General features: G+C 58.0%; 5 protein-coding genes. 2 read left to right on the top strand and 3 right to left on the bottom strand.

Annotated features, from left to right (window positions below; genetic code table 11):
- A partial coding sequence (locus tag AAC035_RS17245) for a glutathione S-transferase family protein (protein ID WP_339806330.1) occupies positions 1-352 on the bottom strand: 352 nt, incomplete at its 3' end.
- Positions 353-615: 263 nt separating this feature from the next.
- On the opposite strand from AAC035_RS17245, the gene AAC035_RS17240 reads away from it, so the two are divergent.
- Positions 616-1,416, top strand: a complete 801-nt coding sequence (locus AAC035_RS17240) for a dienelactone hydrolase family protein (protein ID WP_339806329.1) — start codon at positions 616-618, stop codon at positions 1,414-1,416.
- Between the two features lie 318 nt (positions 1,417-1,734).
- Positions 1,735-1,941: a cold-shock protein gene (locus AAC035_RS17235; protein ID WP_339806328.1), complete on the top strand. Its 207-nt coding sequence runs from the start codon at positions 1,735-1,737 to the stop codon at positions 1,939-1,941.
- A 347-nt stretch (positions 1,942-2,288) separates the two neighbouring features.
- Here AAC035_RS17235 and AAC035_RS17230 read toward each other — a convergent pair whose 3' ends face one another.
- The gene (locus tag AAC035_RS17230; RefSeq protein ID WP_339806327.1) at positions 2,289-4,739 is read right to left on the bottom strand and encodes an acyl-CoA dehydrogenase; all 2,451 of its coding nucleotides are present in this window, start codon (positions 4,737-4,739) and stop codon (positions 2,289-2,291) included.
- A gap of 182 nt (positions 4,740-4,921) precedes the next feature.
- Positions 4,922-6,427: RNA polymerase-associated protein RapA (gene rapA, locus AAC035_RS17225; protein WP_339806326.1), on the bottom strand; the 1,506-nt coding region annotated here is incomplete at its 5' end.

Raw genomic sequence — 6,427 nt, 5'->3', positions numbered from 1 at the left:
GCAGGTTCCAGAACTCCAGGTCAGCGTCCACATCCAGCCCCGACTTCTTTGACAGCAACAGGGTGACACAGGAGTCGTTGGCGCCATCAATCAGGGTCAGCTGGTTTTCCTGCTCCCAGGTCAGCGGTCCGGTGCCGTGCTGGGCGGCCAGGTAGCGGGCAATCACACGGGAATCGTAGAGTTCCCGGTCGCCGTCCACCAAAACCGGCACCTTCAATACCGGTGAGTTGCGACGCAGCTCGTCACGACCCTCAGCGTAGATATTCAGATGCAGAAATTCGTGGGGCGTGTCGTTCAGGAGCAGCCGGATACGACGTACATAGGGGGAGGTTCTGGAACCAATCAGTTTCATGACAACTCCACATGAAGAATGAATTTTTGTAAGGACATGGAACGACCCGGAACCCCGGATTCCAGTCACTAACATAGCGCAGCCCGGCACCTCTGACCAACGCTTCGACGACAAAAGTCAGGCGCTCATCCGCCCGCCCGTTCGTGGCGTAACACTGAAAATGCTCTATCATCGGAGCGGGCCGCCAGGAATTCCGGCCCGGCTTCCGGGGTGAGCGCCACCACGCTTTCACCGATACCCATTTTCGAAACAAGGATCCCATCATGCCCTCCCGACTGACCCTGATTGCCACTGGCATCGCACTTTCTCTGGGCGCCGGCAGTGTCTTCGCCCAGTTGCAGACTGAAACCGTTGAATACCAGGTAGACGGTGAGTCCTACACCGGTTATCTGGCCTGGAATGACAGCTACGAGGGACCCCGCCCGGGGGTTCTGGTGGTTCACGAATGGTGGGGCCACAACGAATTTGCCCGCGACCAGGCCGAGAAACTGGCGGCCGCCGGCTATACCGCGTTTGCGCTAGACATGTATGGCAGCGGAAAACTGGCGGATCATCCCCGTGACGCCATGGCCTTCATGGAGGCCGCCACGGCAGATCTCGACAGCGTGGTGAATCGCTTCACCGCCGCCATGAATATCCTGAAGCAACACGAGACTGTGGACAGCAACCGGATTGCCGCCCAGGGCTATTGTTTTGGCGGTGCAGTGGTTCTGAATATGGCGCGCCTCGGCATGGATCTGGCGGGCGTCGTCAGCTATCACGGCTCACTGGGCAGTCCCATCGAGGTTTCCCCCGGTGAGATATCCGCCAGGATACAGGTCTACACCGGCGGTGCCGATCCGATGGTGCCAGCCGACCAGGTAGCCGGCTTTGTCGACAGCATGATGAAGGCGGAGGCCGACTTCACCGTCACCAGTTTCCCCGGGGTCAGACACTCCTTCACCAACCCCGGTGCCGATCGCTTCGCCGCTGATTTCGATATGCCGGTGGGTTTCGATCAGGGTGCAGCCGAACGCTCCTGGAATGGCACCATGCAGTTCTATCAGGAGATTTTCCAGGACTGATAGCGGATCCCGCACCTTGCCGATACGCCGGGCTGAACCGGCAAGGTGCGGGTTAACCAGTCACCAAACAGTCATAAGTGAAAACGGCTTAATGACATCAAAAAAAAGGGTGGCATTCAGGAAAAAGCAGTAGTAGAGTCGGAATGGCAGGAAAGTTCAGTGAAGCATTTCATAAATATGACGTATCCCTCGCAGTAAGTAGTGTATCCGTCCTTTTTTTGAATCCGCGAAGTCTGTTTTCCCGTAAACGCCCACGGCTGATCCTGGTGATCAGGCAAAGGCAGTAAAATATTTGATTTGATTTCAGGAAGTTTAAGTATGTCTACTACTACCGGTACTGTTAAGTTCTTCAACGAAGCTAAAGGTTTTGGTTTCATCACTCGTGAGTCCGGCCCGGACGTATTCGTTCACTACAGTGCCATTCAGGGCAGCGGCTTCAAGACCCTGGCTGAAGGCCAGCAGGTTGAGTTCACTGTAACTCAGGGTCAGAAAGGTCCTCAGGCTGAGAACGTCGTACCTCTGTAAGTCGTCTCTCTTTATGTCACACCTTTGTACATGGTTACACCATGATCAGAAGTGTTGATAGCGCTTGAGCCTTCGGGTAAATAGCGCACCCTTAAAAGGCAGCTTCCGGGCTGCCTTTTTTGTTGTCTCGACATTGACTGAGACGTTGTCTGAGAGTTATCAAAGCCATGCTGACGGAATGCCAGAACCTTGACCCGGGCTTGATGTCAGACCAAGTAAGCGTTACCTGAAGAACAGTCGCGATACCAAATAGACATATGTCATATAAAAAAAGGGGTGCCCTTACCAAGGACACCCCTGTTTAACAGCACAAGCCGTTTCCATGCCGCTTTTTCTTCAGCTCTTACTTAGGCCGGGTTGTGATCGATGACCGTGTCCTTGTTCATGGCAAAGGCATCAAACGGGAAGTCATCCACGGTCAGCATTTCCAGCACACTGGCTTCATACTCCCGCATGAAGACCACCTCCTCCTCTGACAGGATTTTGGCCTCCAGAGCTGCTTCAAACTGCTGCTCCGGATGGAGAACGTCCATGGGCAGCTCGCCCTTGGCGGCGGCCTTGGCGACCTTGCGGTAGATCGGCTCCGCCTTGCTGTAGCCCTTTAGCAACTCGTTGTAACGGGCCACCGGATTTTCCTGGCCGCCCTCGACAGAGGTGGTCCAGATCGGTGCGATCAGCTTTTCACGCAAAGGCGTATCGGTAGAAATGGCCCGGGCCAGAGACCGGACAACCTCATCCCGGGGCTTGCCCCAGTGACGGCCCAGGGGCAAGGTGATCGCCCGCAACGCAAACGCTACCGCACGATTTGGCAGATTACGCAGGAACTCGTCCAATGCTGTTTCGGTACGGTGCAGCAGCAACTGCAGACTGTAGGCCATCAGCTCGGCCTCACCGTCAACGGGCTGGGCTTCGTGCCAGTGTTTCAGCACCATGGATGCCAGATACAGGTTCGACAGCATGTCACCGAGACGGGCCGAAACCAGCTCTCTCATTTTCAGCTCGGAGCCCAACGTAGTCATGGCCGCATCGGAGCACAGGCCAAATGCCGCACTGAAACGGGCGACGCCCTGGGCATAGCGACGGGCGGCACTGTCAAAGGGCACTTCCGCACGACCAACACCCAGGGCCTGGGTGAACGCACGGGCGGCGTTACCAAAGATCAGACCGGCATGACCAAAGAAGGCTTCGTCGAAGGCGTGGATATCATCCGCATCCTTGGCAGCCAGTTCCTGCAGTACGTAAGGATGACAGCGAATCGCGCCCTGACCGAAGATCATCAGGCTGCGGGTCATGATATTCGCGCCTTCAACGGTAATGGACACGGCCGCCCCGGAATAGCCAATGCCGAGATAGTTGCGTGGCCCCAGGGTAACGGTCTTGCCACCATGAACATCCATGGCATCCGTCAGCACACTGCGCTGCATCTCGGTCAGGTGGTACTTGAGGATGGCAGAGGGCACTGCAGGCTTCTCACCCTTGTCGACCATATTGGCGGTCTGCATTACCGCAGACTGAGCAATATAAGCCTGGGCAGCTATACGGGCCAGTGGCTCCTGCACCCCTTCCATATCCGCTACCGCATTATTGAATTGCCGGCGAACCCGGGTGAAACCACCGGCGGTGCCGACGGCAGCGGCAGCCGAACCGGCAGCACCGGAAGGCAGCGTGATACAACGGCCCACGGACAGGCATTCCACCAGCATCCGCCAGCCCTGCCCGGCCATTTCAGGACCACCGATAATAAAGTCCAGGGGAACGAATACGTCCTTGCCACGGATCGGCCCGTTGAGAAACGGACTGCCAATGGGGAAGTGGCGACGGCCGATCTCCATGCCCTCGGTGTCTCGCGGCAACAGGGCACAGGTTATGCCCAGATCCTTTTTGTCACCCAGCAGACCGTCCGGGTCGAACATCCGGAACGCCAGCCCCACCACGGTTGCGATGGGCGCCAGGGTAATCCAGCGCTTGTCGAAATTCATGCGCAGGCCAATCACTTCCTTGCCGTCGTACTGGCCTTTGCAGACGATGCCGGTGTCCGGCAGGGAGGTGGCATCCGAACCCGCACGGGGACCGGTCAGGCCGAAACAGGGTATTTCACGGCCGTCAGCAAGACGCGGCAGATAATGATTTTTCTGCTCTTCTGTACCGTACTTGACCAGCAATTCGCCGGGCCCGAGGGAGTTGGGCACACCGACGGAGACCATCAGCACTTCGTTGGCCGCCAGCTTCTGCAGCACCGCTGACTGTGCTTTGGCAGAGAATTCCAGGCCACCGTATTCCTTCGGGATGATCATCCCCAGGAATTTCTCTTTCTTGATGTATTCCCACAACTCCGGAGGCAGGTCCGCCCGCTCCACGGCCACATCCCAGGCGTTGCACATGGAGGCCGCCTTGACGCACTGGTTATCCAGAAACGCCTGCTCCTCCTCAGTCAGTCCGGAGTTGCGGTTGATCAGCAGGTTGTGCCAGTCCGGGCGGCCGGTAAACAGTTCGCCGTCCCAGCCAACAGTGCCGGCATCCAGGGCAACCTGTTCCGTTTCCGAAACCTTGGGGGCCACCTTCTTGAACATGTCGAACACCCGGGGTGTCAGCCAGCTGTTGCGGAACTGCGGCAGACCGGCAGCCGCAGTGGCAATGGCACCCAGAAACAACAGAACAGTGAGCCAGCCGGAGGCGAAGATCCAGGCGATCAGGCCAAACACCGCCAATACGACGATGGCCGGCTTGGCGCCCGATTCCCGGCGCATAACGGCAAGAAGAGCCGCCGCTGCCAGCAAAAACACAATCAGGGTCATCATAGACTCGTGTTCCTTATGCACGCGCCCGAGGCGCTTTCCGTGAATTCAGACAGGCCGGATACGGCCTTTTCTCGACTTACGGTTACATCAGTACTCATGACAGTGGTCGTTCTGAAGGGTTACGTTCAAAGTACCCGATCAGATGGTGACTGACCAGCTTCATCCACTACACACCCGTCCGCTCACGATGTGATCACCACACGAATTCCTTCCAGGGCCAGTTCCGCCCGGCCAATGGCGGTTTCCGCCGCCGCCAGCTGGTCCCGGAAGAAGCGGATTTCTTCCTCCCGGATCACCGGGTTGTTGGCCGCCAGGGCTTCCAGCCGATGTATTTCCGGCGCCAGCATGGCCCGCACCTGCTTTAACGCCGCCTCCCGGGCAGGCTCAAATTGCGGCTCGGCCAATTCACGGGCGTGATCCACCAGGGTTTCAACTTCCGCGCGGATACGTGGCACCACAACTTGCGCGGTGCGACGGGGAATGTTGGCACACAGGCCATTCAGTCGCGAATGATCCAGCACCGCAGTCAGATTGCGACCATTGACATCCACCAGCACGCGGATCGGTGACGACGGCAGGAACCGGGCCAGCTGCAACGCCTCGGGCGCCGGGCAATGCACTGTAAACACCGCTTCCAGAAGCAGGGTGCCGGGGGCCAGACCCTTGACCGACATGCTGGCCAGTGCAGCTTTGCCCAGGCCGCTGCTGATCACCGACTCCATGACACCGGTCACCAGCGGATGCTCCCAGCTCATGAAAGCCATGTCTTCACGACTGAGGGCTTTTTTCCGGCTCCAGGTCACCGTCATGCCTTCGTCCGGCACCAGATCCATGTGATCCGCGCTGCGGTGCTCGCCGGGTCTGAGGATGTCGGCATCATCAGAGTGATCCTCCACTTCGATACCCAGTATGTCGCAGGCGGTCATGAGGTATTCGTGGATACCGGAGTCGTCTTCTTCCGCTTCGATCTGCCGGATCAGCTCATCAGCCTGATCTCGACGACAGGAATTAAGCTCGATCAGTGCATCACGGCCCTGCTCCAGCCGGGCTCTTAGCTCAGCGGATTCCTTCGCAGTCGCTGCCATCAGCCCCGAGACATCCCCGGACTGACCATCGATGACCGCCTGCCACTGCTCCTTGACCTTTTCCATTACGGCCACACCAACGGCGCAGCTTTGCCGGAAGGCGTTGAGACCTTCATGGAACCAGCGCAGCTGAACCTGCTGACTGGTGTTCTCCAGATACGGCACATGGATATCAATTACCGAACCCTGACCAATCCGATCCAGCCGGCCAATGCGCTGTTCAAGCAAATCCGGGTTCTGGGGCAGATCAAACAACACCAGATGACGGGCAAACTGGAAGTTGCGCCCCTCACTGCCGATTTCGGAACAGATCAGGGCCTGGGCACCCTGCTCGGTCTCGGCAAAATAGGCTGCTGCACGATCCCGTTCCAGCAGGGTGAGATGTTCGTGAAACGCTGCGCTGCGGATACCGGCGCGCAGCTGCAGATATTCCTCAAGCACCATGGCAGTGGAGGCATGGGCGCAGATGACCACTACCTTTTCCGGCCTGAGGCCGGTCAGGGTTTTTTCCAGCCAGGCTACCCTGGGGTCTTTTGCCAGCCATTCGTCGTCGGCAAACCGGTATTCCGGCGTCAGACCATCCACACCGCTGATCGTCCTTTT

Source organism: uncultured Marinobacter sp., from assembly GCF_963974375.1.
Classification (GTDB): Bacteria; Pseudomonadota; Gammaproteobacteria; order Pseudomonadales; family Oleiphilaceae; genus Marinobacter.
This window is presented reverse-complemented; position numbering and strand designations above follow the sequence as displayed.

What these genes read in the sequence shown, in the direction of transcription:
- AAC035_RS17240 (WP_339806329.1), top strand. Translation starts at nt 616, where the DNA reads ATGCCCTCCCGACTGACCCTGATTGCCACTGGCATCGCACTTTCTCTG.
- AAC035_RS17235 (WP_339806328.1), top strand. Translation starts at nt 1,735, where the DNA reads ATGTCTACTACTACCGGTACTGTTAAGTTCTTCAACGAAGCTAAAGGT.
- AAC035_RS17230 (WP_339806327.1), bottom strand. Translation starts at nt 4,739, where the DNA reads ATGATGACCCTGATTGTGTTTTTGCTGGCAGCGGCGGCTCTTCTTGCC.